Origin of the sequence: Mycobacterium sp. (assembly GCF_035506235.1) — a bacterium.
Classification (GTDB): Bacteria; Actinomycetota; Actinomycetes; order Mycobacteriales; family Mycobacteriaceae; genus Mycobacterium.
On record NZ_DATJPU010000220.1, the window covers coordinates 1 to 2,763 of the forward strand.

Here is a 2,763-nt window from a genome sequence, read left to right on the forward strand (position 1 = left end):
GCGGGTGGCTGGTCTCGAACACCCGCCACCCGTGTTTGGTGGAAACGCAACAACATCTATAACACCCTTCGCTGCTGGCACAAACCCCCCGGCTCGCCAGGCGGCCGAATCACCGGCCGCGAGAATCCGTCGGACGACGCACAGCCGACAGCGGGGCCCCGCAATCTCGGGCATTGAGGCCACCACGTCGGAGGCCGAAAAGCGGGTCGTACCAGGCGCGGCGGGACCTGATCGGGCACTTCTTCGATCCGGTGCAGGACGAGCCTGACGGCCAGGAGTAGGCCGAGTTCCACGCGGTGCTTGCCGAACCGGTCGCACCACATGCCGCCACCGGGTGGGTGAGAGTCGGCGAGGGAGTTATCCGGGTTGAAGCGCCGGGAGCAATGCTTGAAATCTGTGGATTGGCTCGGGAAGGGGCGTACCTTCCCGGGTGACCGAATAAAGGTTCCAAGCAAGACCGGCGCGGTAACGCTGGTCGGGAAGGTACGACCCATGCTCACTGTAGTTTTTGATGCTGTTGACCGCGACGGTTCTGCTGCTGGGGCAGCCTCGGGGTCGTCGTTGATCGACGACCTGGTCCGGGAGGGTGCGCGGCGGATGCTGGCCGAGGCGCTGCAGGCCGAAGTGGATGCCTACTGCGCCCGATTCGCCGATGAGTGCGACGAGAACGGACGGCGGCTGGTGGTGCGCAACGGCTACCACGAACCGCGCGAGGTGACCACCTGCGCCGGCGCGGTGGCGGTGCACGCGCCGCGGATCAACGACCGCCGTGTCGACACGGAAACCGGCGAGCGGCACCGGTTCTCGTCGGCGATTCTGCCGCCGTGGGCGCGCAAGACCCCGCAGATCGAGCAGGTGCTGCCGCTGCTGTACCTGCACGGGCTCTCGTCGGGGGATTTCGTGCCCGCGCTGGGGCAGTTCCTCGGCTCGACCAAGGGCCTGTCCTCCTCGACGATCACGAAGATGACCGAGACCTGGCAGGCCGAGCAGAAGGCCTTCGCCAAGCGGGACCTATCCGGTGTGGACTACGTGTACACCTGGGCCGACGGCATCCACGTCAACGTGCGCCTGGGCCAGGAGAAGCTCTGCTTGCTGGTGCTGATCGGGGTGCGCGCCGACGGCCGCAAGGAACTTATCGCGCTCACCGACGGCTACCGGGAGGCCACCGAGTCGTGGGCGGACCTGCTGCGCGATGCCAAACGGCGTGGCATGCGCGCGCCGGTGCTGGCGATCGGCGACGGCGCGCTGGGGTTCTGGGGCGCGCTGCGCGAGGTGTTCCCCGACACCCACGAACAACGGTGCTGGTTTCACAAGATCGCGAATGTTCTTGCCGCGCTGCCAAAATCGGCGCATCCGGGGGCCAAGAAGGCGCTTGCGGAGATCTGGAACGCCGAGGACAAGCGGCACGCTCTGGATGCGGTGAAGACGTTCCAGGCCGCCTACGGTGCGAAGTTTCCCAAGGCCGTCGCCAAGATCACCGACGACGTCGAGCAGCTGGTCGCGTTCTACGCCTTCCCGGCCGAACATTGGGTGCATTTGCGCACCACGAATCCGATTGAATCTACTTTCGCGACGGTGCGCAACCGGAGCAAGATCACCAAGGGTCCCGGCTCGCGGGCGGCGGGAATCGCCATGGCCTACAAGCTGATCGAGGCCGCCCAGTCACGCTGGCGCGCCGTGAACGCACCCCACCTGGTGGCACTGGTCCGAGCCGGCGCCAAGTTCGAGAACGGCAAACTCGTCGAACGCCCCGACGGCGACACGACTACGAAGGAGGCCGCGTAAAAGATCTTGATCCACAGGTATTGACAATTGCTCCGATCGTTTTTCACCAGCTCGTCATGGTCTTGATACCCATCGGCTTAGCTCAGCTTTAGCTAGGCAGAGGTGGCTGGGTGCCCTACGAGGGGGATTGCGACAGGACCTGGATGGCTTCGCGCAGAGGCTCCGGGGACGTAGAAATTTCGCCAACGAAAGGGTTCGAAAGCTCCAAGTTCAGGAACAGGATGGCGGCTACCAGCACGCCGACGATCGCGACCATGGGGTAGTGCCTGGCTGGGCTATCGACACCGTAAATGATCGCGCCGCCAAGGACCAGCGCGCTGGTCAGCAAGATGATCGCCCAACACGGCCAAGGCGTGCCGACGTCGGTGCGGGCCTGGATCAGCCGCTCTGTGCGTGCCTGGCTGATATTGCCAAGGTTGGTGAAAGAGGCGGCGAGGAACGTCTTTTGGGTATCGGTGCGCGGTAGGACTTGCTCGTATGCGGTATAAACGCGCGCCAGAGCTTTGTCCGCCTCGGGGAACGAGCGGTCGCGCGTAGCGAGGGGCCACTCGACGACGGCCGCGCGCTCGTAGTCCAGCAGATTCTGCCGGATGCGGTCGCTGTCGGCCTTGTCGAACACGGTCAGGTCCCTGGCCATTTGCACCGCAACCGCGCCCTCGGTCCGTGCCTTGGCGTCCGCAGCGTTGATCTGACCCCACATCACCGAAACGACGAAACCGACGAAGAAGGCGTACACGAATGCGACGACGCCGTAGGCGAACCTCGTCACGTCGTTGTGCTCGTCTTCTTTGAGCCCGGGGAACCGATGCCGGACATAGGCCTGGACGAGGACTGCTCCACCGGCGACGAAGACGACGAGCCCGAGCAATAGCAGCCACGAAGGGACGTTGCTCACGATCCAACGACTCACATGCCACACTCCTCCGGAGCATCGTGCCGGCAACCCCGGGCGGGTCTCCCGATTACGCCGTGGATAGA

Annotated in this window: 2 protein-coding genes; one reads left to right on the top strand and one right to left on the bottom strand. The window is 64.8% G+C overall.

What is annotated here, in order from left to right:
• Nucleotides 1-492: 492 nt before the first annotated feature.
• Nucleotides 493-1,785, top strand: a complete 1,293-nt coding sequence (locus tag VMD50_RS20440; protein ID WP_325430142.1) for an IS256 family transposase — start codon at nucleotides 493-495, stop codon at nucleotides 1,783-1,785.
• Between the two features lie 115 nt (nucleotides 1,786-1,900).
• Here VMD50_RS20440 and VMD50_RS20445 read toward each other — a convergent pair whose 3' ends face one another.
• The gene (locus tag VMD50_RS20445) at nucleotides 1,901-2,680 is read right to left on the bottom strand and encodes a bestrophin-like domain (protein WP_325430144.1); all 780 of its coding nucleotides are present in this window, start codon (nucleotides 2,678-2,680) and stop codon (nucleotides 1,901-1,903) included.
• Between the last annotated feature and the right edge of the window lie 83 nt (nucleotides 2,681-2,763).

Bases quoted from the DNA above. Each gene is read 5' to 3' on its own strand.
- VMD50_RS20440 (WP_325430142.1), top strand. From the start codon at position 493: ATGCTCACTGTAGTTTTTGATGCTGTTGACCGCGACGGTTCTGCTGCT.